This is a genomic window from Bacillus infantis NRRL B-14911, assembly GCF_000473245.1.
Classification (GTDB): Bacteria; Bacillota; Bacilli; order Bacillales; family Cytobacillaceae; genus Bacillus_AB; species Bacillus_AB infantis.
In genome coordinates this window covers 2650516-2668909 of sequence record NC_022524.1, presented here as the reverse complement: position 1 = coordinate 2668909, position 18394 = coordinate 2650516, and the positions used below count along the sequence as shown (strand labels likewise).

Sequence of the window (18394 nt, the reverse complement as noted above, 5' to 3'; positions counted from 1 at the left end):
TGCTACATTATATGGAAATTAGAGGTGATCCTTATGCAGCCGGATAGAAGCTGTTGTCCATTTTCACAAAACCATCATCATAAAAACTAGCCTTGCTATCGATTTTTTAAAAAATCGCAAATAGGAAGGCTATTAATCATGAACCGCATTATTTTAAGTGTCCACTTAAAAGAGTGCGGTTTTTTTGTATTTCTAAAAGGATGAGGATGATCTCTAAAAATTAATCTGGAGGAATCGCTGATGAAAAAGATGAATTATCAAAATGTAAAAGGCACTAAAGATTATTTGCCTGAAGAAGAGATTGTAAGACGGAGGATTCAAAGAGAACTGGAGGATGTATTCATTCAATACGGATGCAAACCGCTGGAAACCCCGATTCTGAACTATACTGAACTTCTCGCTTCTAAGTATGGCGGGGGAGCAGAGATTCTTGAGGAGATGTATACGCTGTCTGACCGCGGCGGCAGAGATTTGGCTTTAAGGTATGATTTGACTATCCCATTTGCAAAAGCAGCTGCCATGAATCCTGGAATACGGCTTCCTTTCAAGCGGTATGAAATCGGCAGAGTTTTCCGAGATGGCCCGATAAAGACAGGGCGTCTCCGCGAGTTCACACAGTGTGCTGTTGATATAGCAGGGGCAGATTCCCAGCTTGCTGAAGCCGAGCTGATGGTAATGGCACTGGATGCCTTTCAGAGGATTGGCCTCGATATTACAATTCAATATAATAACCGCAAGCTGCTCTCCGGCATGCTGCAGGAATTCGGGGTGCTGGAAGAGAAGCGCAATGAGGCAATCCTTGTGCTCGATAAGCTGGAAAAAGCAGGCTGGCAGAAGGTTTCTGAAGAACTGGCAGCAAAGGGAATCGGGTACGAAGCGATTCAAAGAATTGCGGGCTTTATTTCTGACAAGAACATTGGAAAACTTGCCTACTATGAGGAAATGGAGGATAAAAACGTCCACTTAAAAGAAGGATTGCAGGAATTGATGGAGCTGGAAGGTTATCTAAACTATTTGAATTCCAGCCGGAAAGCGGTTTTTAATCCTTTTTTAGCAAGAGGCCTGGACATATACACAGGCACGATCTATGAAATATTCCTCACGGACAGATCGCTTGCCTCAAGCATAGGGAGCGGCGGCAGATATGATAACGCAATCGGCGGCTTCATAGGGAGCGGAAAAAAAGTTGCGACTGTTGGAATCTCGTTTGGGTTGGATGCCATTTTCACCGCAGTCAGCCAAAGCCTTTCCTGGACTGAACGGGAAAGTACGGCAGATTATTTTATCATTCCAATCAATACGCCAAAAGAATCCCTTGCTCTTGCACAGTATCTGCGCGAAAAAGGGTGGAGAGTAGAGTTGGAGCTGGGCAGCCGGAAAATAAGCAAGGCTCTTGAAAGGGCTAACAAGGAAAACATCAGGAAAGTAATTCTGCTGGGAGAAGAAGAAGTCTCTAATAACCAGTATAAAGTAAAGGATATGGAAACAGGGGAAGAAGCATTCGAGAAATATGATTTTAAGAAGTATGTCTGAAAAAAGAAGCATGCAAACATCTGCTTTGCATGCTTCTCCTATTTTAATTAATACCAAAAGCCGGGGCGTCCGAAACCATAGCCCCATCCAGGACGTCCATATCCCCAGCCTGGCCTGCCATAGCCCCATCCGGGACGGCCGTAGCCAAAGCCATACCCGCCATAGCCCCATCCAGGGCGGCCAAAACCGAACCCGCCTGTAGCTGCACCAACTGCCAGAAGGGGAAGGAACCTTTCATCATGCTGCTGATATGCATATTCAGGAATTGCCATATAAGGATTCATTTGCATAGCCTCCAGTCTCTTTTTCTCTGTATGCTATGCAGAAGGAGGGCAGTTGCCCGCAATTATGGCGGGGAATTTTGAAAATGGACATTTGCCCAGTGAAAATTTCTTATACTGAACATGAGAATATCCAAAAGCCAGTGGAGGTGGTAAACTGGTAGAAAAGCTTCTCATATTTAATAGAAAAGGTGATTTGTGAATGACAGAGAGAAAAGAATTGGCAACTTTTGCTGGAGGCTGCTTCTGGTGCATGGTCAAGCCTTTCGATCAATTTGACGGAATACATAGCATCATTTCCGGCTATACCGGCGGGCATGCTGCTAATCCCACATATGAAGATGTGAAAAAAGGGGACAGCGGCCATTATGAGGTCGTCCAGATCGAATTTGATCCTGAGGTGTTTCCATATGAAAACCTGCTTGAGCTGTTCTGGCAGCAAATAGATCCTACCGATGAAGGCGGCCAGTTCCATGACCGCGGGGACCAGTATCGGACTGCTGTCTTCTATCATAATGAAACTCAGAGGGACAAAGCAATCGCCGCCCGCAATAAGCTTGCGGAAAGCGGAAAGTTCAGCAAGCCGATTGTCACAAAGGTGCTGCCTGCTGAAACCTTTTACCCGGCTGAAGATTATCATCAGGACTATTATAAGAAAAATTCCGCCCATTACAAGGAAGACAGAGAAAAATCAGGGCGTGATGAGTTCATTAAAGAACATTGGGAAAAGTAAAGCTCAGTAAGGCCCCGCAATCTTGCATGCGGGGCTTTTTTTATTTATGACACTATCTTCTGAGAGGATGGAGAACATACCGAAGCGCGGGAAATATTGCTGCCATAACTCAAAGGGTAAGCTGCATCTCTTGTCTGATATTAAAGTCCTTTCACTGAAAAACAGTTTGCATCTTCAAATAAAGAAAACAAATTAGCTCAGCAGGAATTCCTCTATAAAATGCCGAATATTGTCAGTTGATCTGAATACAAAGGAGCATAATCAATGTATATAGAAACAGAACGGCTGATCATCAGGGATTTTCAGGAGGAGGACTGGCGGGAAGTTTATACATATACCTCTGATGCACAAGTCATGGAGTATATGCCGGAAGGTGTTTTCAATCAAGAAGCTGCCATGAAATTTGTGAGGGAAAATATGATTGAAGCCAGAAACTACCCAGTCATTGTTAAAGAAAACAGTCAGCTCGCCGGCCATATCGTTTTTCATCCCTATTTTGGAACACATACCTATGAAATCGGCTGGGTAATGAATCCTCATTTCCAGAACAGGGGATTAGCATCTGAAGCAGCATCTGCTGTTTTGAAGCACGGGTTCGAACAAAAGAATCTCCACAGAATCATTGCTACCTGCCAGCCGGAAAATATTGCATCCTATAAAGTAATGGAAAGAATCGGGATGAGGAGAGAAGGGTTTTTCAAGAAGTGCATTCCGCATGGAGAAGGATGGCGGGATGAATATTATTATGCGATTCTTGGGGAAGAATGGCATCTTCACGATACTGCTGCAGGAATGGAGAGTGACTGAATGTCTACAAGAATCCGATTTCCTTTTGTTTATTTCTATGCTGAGCCGAATGTTGTTTTTGTCTACAAAATAAATAGGACAGAATTTCTGGATTCCAATAGTTTCCGTGAACTGGAGAAGCAGACTTATGAGATGGCACCAGGGGAGGATTTCTCTGATTTCTATCATGAAAACCATCAGCCTCTGGAAGGCCGCGGTTATTTCATGAGTCTTGAAAATCACTATAAAATGATCAAAATAATCAACAGGGCGATTCAGAAGCATAAAAAAGAAACAGGAACCAGGAGAAGCCCATCATATACCGCAGTCCATATTGCACCATCAGAATCCGCTGCCGGCAGCATAAGGGTTATGCTGCCTCAGCGGGAGAAAGTAATCAGCCAGATAGAATATCTTGGCATTGGGCCTCTATGGAAACTGGATACTGAAGAGGGGAAAAAACATCGTGCTGACTGGATGTTCGACCATATCAACTACCAAATAGAAGACTTTGAACTGGACCAGAAAAATGACAATATGCTTTTGCAAATAGCTGATATTCCTGAAGAAGTGCCCATCTACCTATGGGCAGGCGAAAATGCGGATGAGCAGACAAATCTCCGCTATTTAATGAATCTGCTAAAAGGCAAGAAAAATGACATAATCGTCATTAATTCCACTGGCCAATTTTCAGAGATGGGCTTGAAGAATAATGGGCCTGCCCGTCATACAAGCCAAATGGAGCCCGACAATCTATCGCTTATTTTTAAGAGGGGCAAAGAGAACTCCCCCCTGAGCGAGAAAGAGCGGATGAAGCTGCTGAGTGAGTGGGAAAAACTCGCCCGCACTCAATCTGTTTTGCGCATTTGGGAGAACGGAAGCATTGTCTCCGTTCGAGAGGACCATTTTGACCCAAGAATCCTCGAAACAATAAAAGAAATGGAAGCTGATAGTGAAGATGGCTTTGTCAGAGCTGGACACCTAATTGGAGCCATTACAGATAAAGATTTGCCGGACACAGATTTATTTTACCTGGAGTACCGCCTCAGAGAGCTGATATACCATGGCATCCTTGAATTAAGAGGAGTCCCGAAATCTATGAGGCATTACCGGGTAAAACTGCGGGAGGAGAAACCAACAGCGCTTCCTGGGTGAAATCCAGCAAACTGACCCCATAGGCGGAAGCAGCCGCAAACACGATTGTCCACATAGCAAGGCTGACGGTCATCCAGGCAAGAACCCGGGAACGGGAAGCCCCGAGGGAAAAAGCGGCTACGGCAGCAATATCAGTCCCCACCAATAGCGGTGCGAGAAGGGCGAGGCCCGGGATACCGTATTTTTCCCAAAGCTGCTGTGAACGTTTATCTCTTTTTGTGGGGCCGGCTGCGCCTTTTTTCTCCCGCCTTCTATTCCTCCACTGAAAAAATTGCTCAAAAAAGATGGCAAGCAAAATGAGCAGCAGAAGATTTCCGGCAAATGCCAGGACTCCTGTCCAAAAGGGTGACAGCCCCCAAAGTACTCCAAGCGGAACCACAATGGAAATGTCCATCCAGGGTGCAGCTGAGAAAATAAAAATAACGACATACTGCCAGAAAGCACTGGCAGATTGAGCCCATTCAATCATCATTCTTCTCCTTTCTTCAATATTGCTCAAACTATTTATTACTATTATAAGAGAGCCAGTTTAATATTGGGTAAGATCGGGTTTAATGTTTATTTAAAACGCAGATATATCTTCTTCCAGCATATAAAATGAGGGCTGAAAGTGTGTCTGCGGCTATATTCAGAAGAAAACATCATGCTGTTAAAATTAAATCAAACTTATTGTAAACAGGAGATAGGATATGCACAAAATATTGCTTGTGGAAGATGATGTGAAAATAGCAGATCTGCTGAAGTCGCATCTCATGAAGTATGGCTATGAAGCGGCCGTATGCACGGAATTCGATGAGGTAGTTAAATGCTTTGAAAGAGAGCAGCCTGCGATGGTCCTGATGGATATCAATCTGCCGAGCTATGACGGTTTTTACTGGACACGCCAGCTCAGGCAGTTGACCACCTGCCCGATCATATTCATTTCAGCCCGTGCGGGTGAGATGGACCAGATTATGGCATTAGAGCATGGAGGCGATGATTACATAACCAAGCCATTTCATTATGAGGTCGTCCTGGCTAAAATCAAGAGCCATCTTAGGAGGGCATATGGGGAATATGCATTGAATGTGAAGGAACGGCAGATTGAAGCTGAGGGACTTATCCTTTATCCTGAAAGACTCCTGCTTGTTTTTGAGGAAAAGCAGGCTTCGGTCACAAAGAATGAGTGTGCGGTCCTGGAAATTCTGATGAAAAGATATCCCCGCTTTGCCAGCAGGGAAGCGCTGCTCGAAAAGCTGTGGGATGATCAGGCTTATGTGGATGAAAACACATTGAATGTCAATATGAACAGAGTAAGAAAAAAGCTCAGGGAAATATCTATAACCGGAGCGGTTGAGACCGTCAGGGGAGCAGGCTATCTGCTTCAAAATACCTGGAAAAGGAGCTGATTGGTGTTGAAGCTCTTTTTTAAGGATCATTCAGGGGTCATCTTTCTCCATATTGTCATGCTCTTTTCTGTGCTTATTATCTATCGTATGGCAGGATTCCGGGACATAAAGGTAAGCTTATATACTGTTTTTTTGGGGCTTTGCCTGCTCGGCGGTTATCTGGTTTTCCGTTATGCAGGAATGAAGGGATATTATGCACGGCTCACTAATCCGTTTGCGGCTCTCGATGAATCGATTTCTGCGACAGGCTTCTATCCGATGGCAGAAGCTCTTGATCAGCTTTTGCTGAATCAATACCAGCTTTATGAGAACAAGCTGGCGCAATGGGAAAGAGATAAAAACGAACATCTTATCTTTATGAATCAGTGGGTGCATCAAATGAAGACCCCTCTATCTGTCATAGAACTGCTGCTGCAGGATGAGGACGAAGTAAGCCGTGAAAACATCAGGGAAGAGACGGACAGAATTCAAAAAGGTCTGGAAACAGTACTGTACAATGCAAGGCTTAAATCTTTTGAGCATGATTTCCATGCAGAGCCTGTCAGGCTAAGGGAGCTGGCTGTGAAACTGGTGCAGGAGAACAAGCGCTTGTTCATCCGGAATGAAGTTTATCCTGAAATTGCAGCTGGAGCTGATCTTATTGTCCATTCTGACAAAAAATGGCTCGAGTTCGCAGTCTCCCAGATTCTGATAAATAGCATCAAATATTCAAAAGGTACAAATCAACAGGTGACCATCTCCTTCTGGCAGGAAGGAGAAACTGTCATCCTTGAAGTGAAGGACCGCGGGCATGGAATACCGGCCAGTGATATCGAGCGTGTCTTCCAGCCTTTCTTTACCGGCGAAAACGGGCGCCGTTTCTCGGAGTCTACAGGAATGGGACTGTATCTGGTTTCAGAAATCAGCATAAGCTTCAATTTCAGCTGGAGCTGGAGTCCGAGGAAGGAAAGGGGACTGCTGTTCGCTTCCTGTTCAATGAGCCGAACAGCATCTTACAAGATTGTAAGCCTCGTGAAAGGAACTTCGATAGCTGAAGCAATCTCTCTCCTTTACTATTAAAGCATCAGAAGAAAGAGAGGAGAAATTAAATGAAGATGCTTCAGATAAATCGGCTAAGTAAAGTATATACAGGAAAGGTTTCTTACCGGGCACTGTCAGAACTCAGCCTGGAAATCAGCAAAGGGGAGTTCGCAGGGATCATGGGCCCTTCAGGCAGCGGAAAGACTACACTGCTGAATATGATATCCACGATTGATTCTCCAACATCAGGCGAGATCCTGATAGAAGGAAAAGATCCGAACAAGCTGAAGAAAAGGGATCTTGCGAAATTCCGCCGGAGAGAGCTTGGTTTTGTTTTTCAGGATTTTAATCTGCTTGAGACGCTGACTGTGAAAGAAAATATGATGCTTCCTCTTACATTGGAAGGGGTACGCGTCAGGGAAATGGAAGAGAAAGCAGAAAAGGTCGCAGACAAGCTTGGCATCCGGCCGATCATGAACAAAAGGACCTATGAAATTTCGGGCGGACAGGCACAAAGAGCGGCGATTGCAAGGGCCATCATTCATACCCCGAAGCTCCTGCTGGCAGACGAACCGACAGGGAATCTGGATTCAAAGGCTTCACGCGATGTGATGGAAACTATGTCAGACATAAACAGGAATGACGGTACCACCATGCTGCTTGTCACCCATGATGCCCTGGCTGCCAGTTATTGTGACCGGGTTATCTTTATCAAGGATGGCAGGCTCTATAATGAAATCCGCCAGGGAGACAGCCGCCAGGCCTTTTTCCAGAAAATCATTGATATGCTTTCAATACTGGGAGGGAATGCACATGACCTTTCGTCAATTCGCGTTTAAGAATGTGCACCGCAATAAACGGCTGTATGCGGCTTATCTGCTGAGCAGCGCCTTTTCGGTCATGGTATTTTTCGTCTATGCGGTTTTTGCCTTCCATCCGGGCCTTAAAACAGAAGGAATCGGCGGGCATGTTTCAACCGGGTTGCATTTTGCCGAAGCAGTTATATATGTGTTTTCCTTCTTTTTTGTCCTTTTCAGCATGAGTGCATTCCTGAAATCGAGAAAAAAGGAGCTCGGATTGCTGGTTATGCATGGAATGACAGGTATGCAGCTCAGAAAGATGATCTTCATGGAAAACATGATGATCGGACTGGTTTCAATTCTGACAGGAATCGGAACTGGCATGGTGCTTGCCAAGGCAATCCTGCTCGCAGCTGAAAATGTACTCGGTTTAAAAAAGTCCCTGCCTTTTTATATGCCTGTTGAAGCGCTGGGCCTTACAGCGGGTGCTTTTGTCCTGCTGTTCGCAGTTATTTCATTTTTCACAGTTTCCATGTTCAGGGGGAATCAGCTGACAGCTTTTATTAAAAGAAGCGCTGCTCCAAAGCCTGAACCTCGCGCTTCCAGCCTGCTTGCCCTGCTATCTGCCTTGCTTCTTGCCGCAGGGTATATTACTGCGCTCAAGGTGAAGGGGGTTTATGTAAGCGTGGCATTGGTGCCGGTCAGCACTGTTGTCATCATCGGGACTTATTTTCTCTTTACACAGCTCAGCGTGTATATCATCGGCCGCTTAAAAAAGAATCCATCAATCCTGTTCAAAAAGACGAATCTGCTTCTTTTCTCTGATTTAGCTTACAGGATGAAGGATAACGCCCGTACCTTCTTCATTGTTTCGATTGTATCTACTGTGGCATTTTCAGCCATTGGTGCACTGGTCGGCTTCAGGACAGTTATGACCAAGGCAGTCCAGGAGGAGAATCCGTTTGCTTTTGACTACAGCAGCTATGCAGGAAACGAGAGGGAAGCATCCCAGGTTGAGCTTATCCGGACTAGGCTTAATGAAGAGGGGATTTCCTATCGCGAACTTAGAGCAAAAGGGCTTTACCAGACTATCGGCGACAGTCAGGCGATGTTTGTGAAAAGTTCAGAATATAATCCGATAGCAAGAGCGGCAGGCGGGAAAGCGGTAGATCCTCAAGGAGACAAAGCAATCAAAATAATACCTATGAAAACACCTGCTGAAAACGAAAAACAAACAAATCTGACCCTCAAAGAAAGCGGGGAGCCCATTTCCATAGCTGGAAATACACAATCATTTGCGTTCCCTTCATATGAAAGCTTTTATGTTGTATCAGACAATAAGTTTGCCGCGCTGCGAAGTTCTGCCAAAACACAGCATTTTTATATTTTTGATGCAGAAGATTGGAAAAGCACATCAGATATCGGGGAAGAACTGGCGAAAGAGCTTCCGATCAGCAGACTTGGAAAAGAATACAGCTTTTTTCCGCTAGCTCATGAAATGGATAAGATTGTTCAAGGGTATGGGGCCATCCTATTTGTCGGCCTATTTATCGGAGCAGTGTTTTTTGTTGCCGCCGGGAGCTTTCTTTACTTCAGGCTCTTTAGCGATCTTGATGAGGATAAAAAGAAATTTTCCCGCATTGCAAAGATCGGACTAACGGATGATGAACTGTCAAAAGTGGTTTCAGTGCAGATCGGGCTCCTGTTTTTTGTACCGTCAGGCGTTGCAGCTGTCCACGGCGCTGTAGCTCTTACCAGCATGCAGAATATGTTCGGCACCTCGCTCTTCAAGGAGTCAGCCCTTGTGCTGGGAAGCTTTTTACTGATTCAGCTGGTTTATTATGTATTCATCCGTTCGGCATACTTGAAAAATATCAAGAAGGCACTCCGCTAAATGCAGCAGGACCAGAAATCAGGGTCCTGCTTATTTTACGCCGGCGGCAAACGGATTTGTTGACGCTGTCTGCCTGTCTGCCTGTAAAATAGATAAGTGTACATAGAGTTAATACTAACAGGGGGATGCTGATATGAACCGCCTCACTTATATGCTGCTGGTACTTTTGACAACCTCTCTTATGGGATCGTCCTTTGCTATAGGTAAAATCGGACTTGATTATATTTCCCCCCTTATGCTGACAGGGCTTCGTTTTACCATTGCCGGGGTGCTGATGGCAGTCATTGTACAGCGGAAGCCGCGGCCAAGTGCATTGCCAGACTGGCTGAAGGTGTTCTCGATCGGCCTGTTTCAGACAGCAGGGGTGATGGGGTGTATTTTTCTCAGCTTAAGGACCATCACTGCCGGGGAATCATCCATACTTACGTTCAGTAATCCGCTGATTGTTGTTGTTCTGGGCACGATCATTTTCGGCCTAAAATATACAAAGATTCAATGGATAGGCGTCATTGCTGGATTTCTGGGTGTGATCCTGACACTTGGCTTTCAATTTCGGCTGGAATCAGGCACCCTGCTCGGTCTTGGGGCAGCTTTTTCATGGGCAATCGCGACCTTGCTTATTAAAAGGTGGGGAGGGCAATTCAATACCTGGGTTTTGACAGCTTATCAGCTTCTTTTCGGAGGAATCGTCCTGCTGCTTATGAGCTTGACCATGGAAAAGATTGAGCTGCACATCACTCCGCTTTCAATCTTCATTGTTGTATGGCTCGCTTTGATGGCATCTATTGTCCAATTCGCTGTCTGGTTTTATTTATTAAGCAAAGGAGATCCGGGGAAAACGAGTGCCTTCCTTTTCCTTGCCCCATTCTTTGGCGTGCTGTCCGGATGGCTTCTGCTGGGGGAAGCTGTCCATTGGTATGTCTATGCCGGAGGAGCACTTATTTTTCTCGGGATTTTTCTTGTCAACTGGACTTTCAAAAAGAGCAGTACCTAACAAAGAGAGCCGCACCTCAGAAGTGCGGCTTTTCTCTGTTCGCGGCGGATTACTCCTTGCTGCCGCCGTTCTCGTCCCAATAGATATCTGCAAAAGCTTCAGATAAAGCATCAACTGTTCTGTGGAGTTCCTCCAGATTATTATCGACCCCGCCAAGCTCTACCAGAATGGCTCTGTTGGATATATCCTGGTTATATACCCCGTTTCCTTCAAGCTTTGTCTTTAAGAATACTCCACGGCTGAGGCCCGGGTATTTTTCTTCAACCTTCGCATTCAGTTTTTTTGTATATTCCAGATTGGCCTGGTAATTTTTATTTTCCTTGCCGACGATGAAATACAGACGTGCATAGGTTTTGCCGTTGATCGTCGCAGTCGTTTTATCCTTCCTGGCAGAATCGCGGTGGATGTCTATGAAATATTTCAAATTTGGATTTGCTTCTGCAGAAGCGTGGACAACTTCATTGGATACTTTATAGGAAGAAGAGTAGGTCCACTCTCTCTTAAGCAATTCTTTATTAATATTGGTCTTATCCTGGGATGCTCCGATCCCTTTTTGCAGGAGTGCATCTGAAAGTTTGCTGCCCAGTCCGACCACATTGGCCCGTTCATCTGAAGTTACGGCTTTATTGGCGTCTTTTGTATTTTTCAGCAGCGGAAGGAAGGCCTCCATATTATGTGAATGATAAATCAGCACATCTGTTTTTTCAGGCTTTTTGGCCGGTTGTGCCGGCTTGTCCGCCACAGGCTGCTGCAGCTTTTCTTCTGCAACTTCACGCTCATTCATGAGTACTTCTGCTGGAGGTGCTGATTCAAATGGTAGGGTGGAAAGATCTGTTCCTTCCCCGGCAACCACTATTTCTGTATCAAAATAAACAAGGCCGGGAAGCTCTGTCCCGAGAAAGGTACGGGCATCCGTAGGCTTTACATTAGTGGCAAGGGAAAATAAGGCATCTGTCACATTTTCAAATGTGAAAGGATCGCTGTCAGGAGCGAAGGAATGATTGGCCGAGCTGATAAAATAAGTCAGCAGTTCATTGATTTCAATATTTCTCATGACGCGCTCCAGTGACTTTGAGCTGAATTGAGTGTAGATAATGATAGAAAAGAGGAAAACGGCGGCCGCGATTAGTAGGTAGATGAGATCTTTGTAATGTTTAACGTTTACTGTTACAACTTTTATCATGAAATTCACCTCAATTCACCATATGCTCATTTTTACGAGAGTATGCGATATGAGGGGACAATGATTTGTAAAGTTTTACGGGGAAAGAGCCTGCAGAATGTGAAAGGCTCTATCTGAACATCACATGAATAACCTGCCGCCAATGAGGAGATTTTATAATAAAGGCTATGTTAGTGTACCTTGTTGATTTTGGGCTCATTCGTGTGAAAGTCTGTTTCACACGCATTTCAGTACAGCTGAAATGAGCCCAAAATCAACAACAAAGTTTAACAATGCCATAATAAAAAAAAGCAGAATCCTGCTGATTGAAAAGTAGGGAAAAGATATGGCAGGACTAATCATTTCAATTATCATTTTTAATATCGCAGCTGTAAAGTTCGGCAAAACCCTGACTGGCAATCAAAAGCTGCATATATGGGCATTTACGATTGCATTTCAGCAAACCTTTGACGTTATCATAGAATTTAAGCTCCATGGATACTGGTATTTCAGCCTGGATCCTGATATTGGCGGACTGCTGGCACACACACTGCTGCTTCCCCCGGTGAATGTCCTCTTTCTCAGCCGCTATCCTTTTAGCTCTGATAGACTGACAAGGATATTTTATGTAGTTTTCTGGGTGATAGCCATTCTTCTTTACGAATATTTCACTTTGCTACCTGAACCGTGGGGATATTTTCACTACGGGTGGTGGAAGCTGTGGCATGCTGCCATTGCTGATCCAATTTTGTTCTTTTTATTGATTCAGTATTATAAATGGGTACGTAAACTGGAAGGCGCAAAATAGTTTGTTCCATAAAAGAGGTGCTTATATGAAACGGCAAAGACTGCTTTTGGCTGTGATGATGCTTCTTTCCTGGGCTAGTATTCCCCTGATAGGAAAGAGGTCTTTTAAAAGATTTCTTCCGGCATCTATATTCATATGTACCATTGCAGTGATCATGAATATACCTGCAGCAAAACGCAAGTGGTGGGTTTTCCAATCCAGTATCCATCCTAAGATAAGAGGAGATGTACCATTTGTTATCGGTCCTTATTTCGTTTTGTCCTTTCTGGTATTGAAGTATATGTACGGGAAGTTTGGTTTTTATATGATCGTCAATTTTGTCCTTCATATTTTATATGCATTCCCAGGCGTCCGGTTTTTGGAGTGGACAGGAATTGCTTCTCTCAAAAAAATGACTAAGCAGCAATTCATCCTGCTTCAGCAGTTCAGAGCAGTCCTTTTATATGGCTTCCAAGTGCTTTATGAAAAGCTGCGAAGTTCCGATCCCAGTGAACAGAACTGAGCCCCGCTCTTAGAGAGCGGGGCCTGCTGACAGCTAACCATTGCTGCGCTGATGGTCTACCCACCAGTCTATATGATCCAGATCAAAAACGATCATGCTGCCAAAAGGTCTTTGATGGGGGAGTTTCCGTTTTTGTATGAGATCCAGAATGGCCTCCTCAGACAGCGGATAATCTTTCATATCCAGATAAGCTATCAGATCTTTTATGCTGTACGCCTTTCTCAAAAATTAATCACCTCCCGCCAATCCTCCTTTATACAAAGGAAGTCTGGCGAAAAGCACTTAATAAATGAGAAGCTAAGATACTTTTACCCCGGCAATTATTCTCTAATCTTTCTTCTGCAAAAAAACATCTTATTGAAAAAGAACTCAGTCCTAAATGAAATATTTGCCATCCTTCTGAAAAGAAACCAGGGAACTGGAATAGTCGATATTAGTTCTGCGTTTTGATAATAACCTGCGATCAATATTGGAAAAGTACATTCCGTACTTAAATTATAAGAAAAAAGCCGTATAACAAGATATCATGCTTTCAGTAAAATGGGCTTGTCCCTCTGAAACGGTTCTTTGTTCTCCCCGTCTAATCTGTTGTGAAGGCAAAATACAACAAGATTGACAGAAGGGGGATTCTAAAATGAAAAAAGTAAAAAAACTGGCTGCTTCAGCGCTTGTCGCCCTTGGCATTCTAACATTCAGCCAGGGCACTGCATCTGCTGAAGAATTTTATACCATCAAAAAAGGGGACACTCTCTATAGCATTGCCAGGCAATATGGCAGTACAGTCGGACAGCTGAAGCATCTCAATAAATTAAAGGGCGATTTGATCTATGCAGGCAGCAGATTGGAGGTTCCCGGAAAGATTACAGTGAAGAAAGGAGACACACTTTGGAGACTCGGACAAAAATACGGTCTCAGTGTCGCTGAACTCAAGAAAATAAACGGACTGAGGAGCGACCTGATCCTAATAGGGCAGAATCTGTCAGTCAATAAAGGCAGTATTGCTTCATATGATGCTGAAAAGGTGAAATTGTCCGTTTCCCCCAAGAAAGGTTACACATTTCATGCAGAAGAGCCGCGCCGCTTCCTTTTGGAATATGGGAAGAATAGCCGGTATTTTGCCAGAGTGGAAGTTCTTGACGGAAAATCAGCAATGGATGAAGTAAAGAAAAATTCTCTGGAATATCTTAGGACGATTGGCAAGCCTGAAGACATGAAACCAGTACAGCTTCCATTTTATAGAGACAGTATGATGGTGCTGCACGCACATAACAAAACTGACCAGGCAAACATCATTGTCAAAAATGTAGACGGGAAGCTGCTTCGATTCACCATTCATTATGTGAACCAGGAGGAATCAGAAGAGGTTTACGGGACGATGATCTCGATTCTCGGAAGCGTGAAAGCATACTGAAAATGAAAAAGGGAGGGGATCCAGCGGTCCCCTCCCTTGCCATTCCCCATGATTATTTCCAGACTTCTTCGGCAATGTTTGCTTAAGTGAAAGTAGAATGGCTAGGTAGAAAATAGAGAGCTTCAGCAAGCTCTCTATCGTACAAGTCTATAGGGTGTTATGCTTTATTTTGAAAACAGCTTCAGCAGCGGATGCTTATTTTTGTCCTTCACCTTGATTTCCTCCATCACTATCCGGTCCTGATGCTCAGAAATCCATTCTTCCATTTCTTTTTTATCTTTGCATTGCGTATAGTAGGTTTCTCCGCCTTTTCCAACTGCATTAATGACATATCGGCAAGTGTTTCCCATAAATCCTCCCGTTGCTGTGGTGTTTAAAAGGTATAATGCATGCATTCCATCATGGTTTCTCCTATTCTCAGATCCTCTTGTTTTATACAAAAACAGAGGAGGAGAAACCGGATTTTTAAGTCATGATTTCCAATAATAAATCCTGTTCTGCCTTATCTTACTCACGAACTTAATGGCTGTCAACGGAAAATAAAAAAGAAATAAAAAAGAAATAAAAAAAGAAATAAACGGGTTGAAAACATGGTGATGTCTTTGTAGAATAGAGGATTCACTCATTTTTCTGCAGAATGCTGAAAGTCAGATGAAAAAAGGGATATGCAGAAATTTGCTTATACGGAAAGTTGGAAGTAAAATTATTTCAACACCTGAAAAATGAATCGGCTTAATCTCATATTGAGAGCGGAGGAACCAATTTTTGGGGCTAATCCTGCAGGAAGCAGGAGGGATGAGAATGATCTTTCGCCATCCTGCCCGTCAGCTAACTTCGTCGGCTAAAGCGAGTGAGGTCATTTTAGACCGCCTAATGAGCAGCCCCTTGCATCCAAATTTGCAGAAGCTGCCTGGAGCCAGGATAGGTCTTTTTGTGCTGTAAATTACCTGCGTACGTTTTAGAGCGGCTGTATTCAGGGAAGAAAAGGAATGTGGCTGTTTAGGCATTTTCATTGCCAAGGGACAGTTTGTGCCCAATAACCCCAAGGGAACCATTAAGCCGGATTGAATGCTGCAGGTGTTCACTGATAAGAAGAAGGAGAATCAGCTGTAATGAATATCGCGTTTTTTTTATTGCCTAAAAATGAACTGGTTTTTGTCTACGACCATTGGACAATGAGGCAAGCCATGGAAAAAATGGAGTATCACCGTTATACAACCTTTCCGATATTAAATAAAGAAGGAAAGTATGTAGGTTCCTTGTCGGAAGGAGACTTGTTATGGAAGCTCAAAAGCATGGGCAGGGTCGACTTTAATGAGATCCAGGGAGTGATGCTGAAGGATGTGCCGCTTCATAGATCATATGAGCCAGTGCTAGTTAGCAGTGAGATGGAAGAAATCATTAATTCATCACTAAATCAGAATTTTGTCCCTGTTACTGACGACAGCGGCGTATTCATAGGATTGATCCGAAGAAGGGAAATTATCGATTATCTGGCAGGCAGCTTCAAAGAAAGGGACTTGTCTGTTCCCGGGGAGCAGAGCAAGACAACATAAGCAGCCGCTTTTATTTAGAAAAAAAGTCCATACAATTTTGTATGGACTTTTTGGCGCGGCAGGGGTTAGGGGAGGATTGATACTGGGATTGCATTGTTCCGTTGGAAAATGGCATCAATTTTAGGGGGAAGTCTTTAAAATGAAGGGTGAGCATTACATCTAGAAGCTGCTTCGCCCGACATTTAAAGAGATTACATCAAAATTAAGGACGATCATTCCGGATACCTTCACAATCATTCCTGATATGCCTATAATCGGGCCTGTTTCGGCAATAATCTTTCCATATCTGCCATAATTCATGCCGGTTTCCGCATTAATCATTCTTAATCCCATATAGTTACAAAAGACTATACAAAGCAGCGGTGAAGATGCTGCATATGAAGCAGTAAGATTCATGGGCGTACCCGGCTCTTATCCTTTAAATAGCTTTTGTGCTCTTAATAATGATAGTTGTCGGAAGAAATTGGGCTTTTTCATAGGAATACCAGCGGTTGCTGTGCCTTTTCCTGTCTTCCTCAGATAGGCATGCTTCTTCTATCACTCTCTCGATTTTAAAACCTTGGCTGACCAGCGCATTGATATAGGTGCTTACCTTATACTGCTGCATAAAAGCAGGCGTATTCCACCCCTCATGGTTATAAATGCCTTCTTCGTGATAAGGCTTATCGATAATAATGGAGGAATCTTTGCACCGGATTCTGCTGAAAAATGGATGTTCCCAGCTGAAAATGAAAGTGCCGCCAGGCTTTAAAAACCTGTGGATATTACCCAGCGTTTCCTCGAGGCTCGTTGTCCAGCCGAGAGCATAGATGGAATAGACAATATCAAAATATTGATCAGGGAGCCCCGGATCATTCTCCATAGGGGATTCAAAAAGTCTTACTGGCGCTGCAGCACCGCCGAGCACCTGCTGTGCCGTTTGAATCTGCTTCGGCGACAAATCAATGCCCCAAAGCTCTGCCGCACCCCGCCCGTCCATATAGAGAAGAGAATGCCCGCTGCCGCAGCCGATATCCAGCACCTTTTTCCCGGCAGGGTCGCCAAGCAGGTTCAGTTCATCTTCTACAGGGGCCAGGGGACCATACTCAGGGAGCGGATTTCGGCCAAAAAAGCGCTCTGCTGAAAGGTTCCAGCTTTCTTTGTTTTTCTCTAGAATTTCTGTTTTCATAAGTATCATCCTTTATCCAATTATAAAAAGGCTCTCATGCTGACCTGAGGAACCTCTATCAATATTCGGTGCACTTCCAATATTCTCCTTTAAATCTAAGGGAAAATTAGTCTATTCGCTTTGTTTAAGCAAGATTTTCAGCAGTGTCATAGAGATGGCGAGTAATGGAAAGCAGCAGATGTAACCAGGAAAGCAACCTGGGATAATTCCATGTCAAGAAGACTGCCAGCCGGACTGACTAGTCAGGACAAAAGGAAGTATTCGCTTTTGTGAAGGAGGCAATAAGGAAGAAACGCCTGAATGACACTTAGCTGATCATGCTAAAACAGATGTTTATTAAAGAAGCTCTAAAAACAATATTTCCTTATCAGAAACAATGATTAAAACAGCAGCCAGAGCGCGATCAAGCATAACCCATGGAAATACAATTCAGAGCAAACAAGCTTATTTTGACTATCGGACATATCAGAGTTATCCTTATCACTCATTTTCTATTATTAGTGTAAGAAATTCTGCAGAAATCAAAAATCAGCCCCGGCTGTATTTTTATACGGCTCAAGACTGATTTTATTAGTAAAGTAAAGCTCATAATCTGGACAGCTGAACCGGATTAGCAGTTAGCAGTCCTTCCCTTTAGACAGATGCAGGGGAGGAGGGATCAGCCAGCCTTTTTCTTTATTCAGACGCAAAACCTTGGCGCCAAGCTGGGCTTTTTGTGTGTGGAACTGCCCATACATCATGGCTACATCTTCACGGATCGACATACCTATAACCTGGCTGCAGGCAACTAGCCCTGCGGCAATGTCAGCTGAGAGTGTTCCCGCTATTTCCATGTCGGAAACCCTTGCGCCAACCGGGATGTCATCCAGGCACGCATCCGGCCGTTCAGGCAGTGCCGGCGGCAGGCCTACTCCATTTTCTTTCAGCAGTTCCTCTACCTGCCTGCGATTTTCTTTGCCGAGTTCAATCGCTTCAGTCAACAGCTTCTTAAGATCACCGTCACCTGCATGGTTCATCATGGTCTGATATCCTGCAATCATCGCATTTCCTGCAAGCTGGGAGGACCAGATACTAAATACTTCGCCATAATGCAACGGTTCTTCCTTCGGGTTGCCGCTTAAAATTCCCATCATAAACCTCCTTAAGTTATCTCTCATCAGAGTGCCGCCTTTCTGTTAAGCACAAGGGTAGTATTGCCAATCT

Annotated in this window: 19 protein-coding genes, 2 pseudogenes and 1 riboswitch; of the genes and pseudogenes, 13 read left to right on the top strand and 8 right to left on the bottom strand. The window is 44.1% G+C overall.

Annotation, left to right across the window (positions count from 1 at the left end; translation table 11 throughout):
* Nucleotides 1–240 precede the first annotated feature (240 nt).
* Nucleotides 241–1533 carry a histidine--tRNA ligase gene (locus N288_RS13505; RefSeq protein ID WP_009793329.1) on the top strand — a complete coding sequence of 431 codons (1293 nt, stop codon included), beginning with the start codon at nt 241–243 and terminating at the stop codon, nt 1531–1533.
* Between the two features lie 53 nt (nt 1534–1586).
* Here the strand turns inward: N288_RS13505 and N288_RS13500 are convergent.
* Nucleotides 1587–1751 (bottom strand): annotated as a pseudogene (locus tag N288_RS13500) (hypothetical protein); the annotation flags it as partial.
* A 265-nt stretch (nt 1752–2016) separates the two neighbouring features.
* Here N288_RS13500 and msrA point away from each other — a divergent pair.
* The 3 genes from msrA to N288_RS13485 all read left to right on the top strand — a co-directional run bounded on the left by msrA (nt 2017) and on the right by N288_RS13485 (nt 4488).
* Complete coding sequence (msrA, locus tag N288_RS13495) at nt 2017–2547, top strand: peptide-methionine (S)-S-oxide reductase MsrA (RefSeq protein WP_009793331.1); 531 nt, start codon at nt 2017–2019, stop codon at nt 2545–2547.
* A 264-nt stretch (nt 2548–2811) separates the two neighbouring features.
* A complete protein-coding gene (locus N288_RS13490; protein WP_009793332.1) occupies nt 2812–3354 on the top strand; it encodes a GNAT family N-acetyltransferase in 543 nt (180 codons plus the stop codon).
* On the top strand, nt 3355–4488 hold the full coding sequence (locus tag N288_RS13485; protein WP_009793333.1) for a DUF1835 domain-containing protein: 1134 nt from the start codon (nt 3355–3357) through the stop codon (nt 4486–4488). It abuts the gene before it with no gap.
* On the opposite strand, the gene N288_RS13480 is transcribed toward N288_RS13485, so the two are convergent.
* The gene (locus N288_RS13480; protein WP_022543988.1) at nt 4430–4957 is read right to left on the bottom strand and encodes a small multi-drug export protein; all 528 of its coding nucleotides are present in this window, start codon (nt 4955–4957) and stop codon (nt 4430–4432) included. The two genes, N288_RS13485 and N288_RS13480, sit on opposite strands and share 59 nt — an antisense overlap.
* A 220-nt stretch (nt 4958–5177) precedes the next feature.
* On the opposite strand from N288_RS13480, the gene N288_RS13475 reads away from it, so the two are divergent.
* The 5 genes and pseudogenes from N288_RS13475 (at nt 5178) to N288_RS13455 (ending at nt 10584) form a co-directional block, all read left to right on the top strand.
* Nucleotides 5178–5876, top strand: coding sequence for a response regulator transcription factor (locus tag N288_RS13475; RefSeq protein ID WP_009793335.1), 699 nt, complete (start codon nt 5178–5180; stop codon nt 5874–5876).
* Between the two features lie 3 nt (nt 5877–5879).
* Nucleotides 5880–6910 (top strand): annotated as a pseudogene (locus tag N288_RS13470) (sensor histidine kinase).
* A 60-nt stretch (nt 6911–6970) separates the two neighbouring features.
* Nucleotides 6971–7735, top strand: coding sequence for an ABC transporter ATP-binding protein (locus N288_RS13465; protein WP_035402406.1), 765 nt, complete (start codon nt 6971–6973; stop codon nt 7733–7735).
* Nucleotides 7710–9590, top strand: a complete 1881-nt coding sequence (locus N288_RS13460) for an FtsX-like permease family protein (protein WP_022543986.1) — start codon at nt 7710–7712, stop codon at nt 9588–9590. The genes N288_RS13465 and N288_RS13460 overlap by 26 nt, the downstream gene beginning before the upstream one ends.
* A gap of 133 nt (nt 9591–9723) precedes the next feature.
* Entirely contained in the window at nt 9724–10584 is an 861-nt protein-coding gene (locus tag N288_RS13455; RefSeq protein WP_009793339.1) for a DMT family transporter, read from the top strand.
* Between the two features lie 49 nt (nt 10585–10633).
* On the opposite strand, the gene spoIIP is transcribed toward N288_RS13455, so the two are convergent.
* Nucleotides 10634–11767, bottom strand: a complete 1134-nt coding sequence (gene spoIIP, locus N288_RS13450; RefSeq protein WP_050767291.1) for a stage II sporulation protein P — start codon at nt 11765–11767, stop codon at nt 10634–10636.
* Nucleotides 11768–12092: 325 nt separating this feature from the next.
* On the opposite strand from spoIIP, the gene N288_RS13445 reads away from it, so the two are divergent.
* Nucleotides 12093–12554 carry a hypothetical protein gene (locus N288_RS13445; protein ID WP_009793342.1) on the top strand — a complete coding sequence of 154 codons (462 nt, stop codon included), beginning with the start codon at nt 12093–12095 and terminating at the stop codon, nt 12552–12554.
* A 25-nt stretch (nt 12555–12579) separates the two neighbouring features.
* The gene (locus N288_RS13440) at nt 12580–13056 is read left to right on the top strand and encodes a hypothetical protein (RefSeq protein WP_022543985.1); all 477 of its coding nucleotides are present in this window, start codon (nt 12580–12582) and stop codon (nt 13054–13056) included.
* Nucleotides 13057–13089: 33 nt separating this feature from the next.
* Here N288_RS13440 and N288_RS13435 read toward each other — a convergent pair whose 3' ends face one another.
* Nucleotides 13090–13281, bottom strand: coding sequence for a hypothetical protein (locus N288_RS13435; protein ID WP_022543984.1), 192 nt, complete (start codon nt 13279–13281; stop codon nt 13090–13092).
* A gap of 409 nt (nt 13282–13690) precedes the next feature.
* On the opposite strand from N288_RS13435, the gene N288_RS24340 reads away from it, so the two are divergent.
* A complete protein-coding gene (locus tag N288_RS24340) occupies nt 13691–14467 on the top strand; it encodes a LysM peptidoglycan-binding domain-containing protein (RefSeq protein ID WP_009793346.1) in 777 nt (258 codons plus the stop codon).
* A gap of 164 nt (nt 14468–14631) precedes the next feature.
* Here the strand turns inward: N288_RS24340 and N288_RS13425 are convergent, their stop codons facing one another.
* Nucleotides 14632–14817, bottom strand: coding sequence for a hypothetical protein (locus N288_RS13425; protein ID WP_035402415.1), 186 nt, complete (start codon nt 14815–14817; stop codon nt 14632–14634).
* 369 nt (nt 14818–15186) lie between these two features.
* A riboswitch (cyclic di-AMP (ydaO/yuaA leader) is annotated at nt 15187–15325 on the top strand.
* 254 nt (nt 15326–15579) lie between these two features.
* Here N288_RS13425 and N288_RS13420 point away from each other — a divergent pair.
* Nucleotides 15580–16023 (top strand): CBS domain-containing protein, encoded by a 444-nt coding sequence (locus N288_RS13420; RefSeq protein WP_009793348.1) that lies wholly within the window; start codon nt 15580–15582, stop codon nt 16021–16023.
* A gap of 159 nt (nt 16024–16182) precedes the next feature.
* Here the strand turns inward: N288_RS13420 and N288_RS25170 are convergent, their stop codons facing one another.
* The 3 genes from N288_RS25170 to N288_RS13410 form a co-directional block, all read right to left on the bottom strand.
* Nucleotides 16183–16344 (bottom strand): hypothetical protein, encoded by a 162-nt coding sequence (locus N288_RS25170; protein WP_022543982.1) that lies wholly within the window; start codon nt 16342–16344, stop codon nt 16183–16185.
* A gap of 97 nt (nt 16345–16441) precedes the next feature.
* A complete protein-coding gene (locus N288_RS13415) occupies nt 16442–17191 on the bottom strand; it encodes a class I SAM-dependent methyltransferase (RefSeq protein ID WP_009793350.1) in 750 nt (249 codons plus the stop codon).
* Nucleotides 17192–17808: 617 nt separating this feature from the next.
* A complete protein-coding gene (locus N288_RS13410) occupies nt 17809–18321 on the bottom strand; it encodes a DUF3231 family protein (protein ID WP_022543981.1) in 513 nt (170 codons plus the stop codon).
* Nucleotides 18322–18394: the final 73 nt, after the last annotated feature.

Bases quoted from the DNA above. Each gene is read 5' to 3' on its own strand.
- N288_RS13505 (WP_009793329.1), top strand. From the start codon at position 241: ATGAAAAAGATGAATTATCAAAATGTAAAAGGCACTAAAGATTATTTG.
- msrA (WP_009793331.1), top strand. From the start codon at position 2,017: ATGACAGAGAGAAAAGAATTGGCAACTTTTGCTGGAGGCTGCTTCTGG.
- N288_RS13490 (WP_009793332.1), top strand. From the start codon at position 2,812: ATGTATATAGAAACAGAACGGCTGATCATCAGGGATTTTCAGGAGGAG.
- N288_RS13485 (WP_009793333.1), top strand. From the start codon at position 3,355: ATGTCTACAAGAATCCGATTTCCTTTTGTTTATTTCTATGCTGAGCCG.
- N288_RS13480 (WP_022543988.1), bottom strand. From the start codon at position 4,957: ATGATTGAATGGGCTCAATCTGCCAGTGCTTTCTGGCAGTATGTCGTT.
- N288_RS13475 (WP_009793335.1), top strand. From the start codon at position 5,178: ATGCACAAAATATTGCTTGTGGAAGATGATGTGAAAATAGCAGATCTG.
- N288_RS13465 (WP_035402406.1), top strand. From the start codon at position 6,971: ATGCTTCAGATAAATCGGCTAAGTAAAGTATATACAGGAAAGGTTTCT.
- N288_RS13460 (WP_022543986.1), top strand. From the start codon at position 7,710: ATGACCTTTCGTCAATTCGCGTTTAAGAATGTGCACCGCAATAAACGG.
- N288_RS13455 (WP_009793339.1), top strand. From the start codon at position 9,724: ATGAACCGCCTCACTTATATGCTGCTGGTACTTTTGACAACCTCTCTT.
- spoIIP (WP_050767291.1), bottom strand. From the start codon at position 11,767: ATGATAAAAGTTGTAACAGTAAACGTTAAACATTACAAAGATCTCATC.
- N288_RS13445 (WP_009793342.1), top strand. From the start codon at position 12,093: ATGGCAGGACTAATCATTTCAATTATCATTTTTAATATCGCAGCTGTA.
- N288_RS13440 (WP_022543985.1), top strand. From the start codon at position 12,580: ATGAAACGGCAAAGACTGCTTTTGGCTGTGATGATGCTTCTTTCCTGG.
- N288_RS24340 (WP_009793346.1), top strand. From the start codon at position 13,691: ATGAAAAAAGTAAAAAAACTGGCTGCTTCAGCGCTTGTCGCCCTTGGC.
- N288_RS13425 (WP_035402415.1), bottom strand. From the start codon at position 14,817: ATGGGAAACACTTGCCGATATGTCATTAATGCAGTTGGAAAAGGCGGA.
- N288_RS13420 (WP_009793348.1), top strand. From the start codon at position 15,580: ATGAATATCGCGTTTTTTTTATTGCCTAAAAATGAACTGGTTTTTGTC.
- N288_RS25170 (WP_022543982.1), bottom strand. From the start codon at position 16,344: ATGATTAATGCGGAAACCGGCATGAATTATGGCAGATATGGAAAGATT.
- N288_RS13415 (WP_009793350.1), bottom strand. From the start codon at position 17,191: ATGAAAACAGAAATTCTAGAGAAAAACAAAGAAAGCTGGAACCTTTCA.
- N288_RS13410 (WP_022543981.1), bottom strand. From the start codon at position 18,321: ATGGGAATTTTAAGCGGCAACCCGAAGGAAGAACCGTTGCATTATGGC.